The 233-nt window shown below is 63.1% G+C and carries 1 protein-coding gene; it reads right to left on the reverse strand.

Annotated elements, in window-relative coordinates; translation table 11 throughout:
* Nucleotides 1-30: 30 nt before the first annotated feature.
* On the reverse strand, nt 31-233 hold a 203-nt coding region (locus tag NVV99_RS26940), incomplete at its 5' end, for an aldehyde dehydrogenase family protein (RefSeq protein WP_260783351.1).

Genomic DNA, 233 nt, shown 5'->3' on the forward strand with positions numbered 1-233 from the left:
CGTGGTCGATCCTTTTGGCTGGACGCTCGGTCATACGGCGATCAATGCCGAACGGGCGAAGATCGATTTGTACTCGAGGTAGATGGACAGAGCTTCCGGTCCGAGCTCCCGCCCGATTCCGCTGTCCTGCATCCCGCCGAACGGGGCGCCCAGATCGAGCTTGTAGTAGTTGCTTCCGATTGTCCCGGTGCGCCCACGTCGGGCGATACCCAGTCCGCGGCTTTCGTCCGCCG

Source organism: Rhodococcus sp. PAE-6 (assembly GCF_025290685.1).
Classification (GTDB): domain Bacteria; phylum Actinomycetota; class Actinomycetes; order Mycobacteriales; family Mycobacteriaceae; genus Rhodococcus; species Rhodococcus pyridinivorans.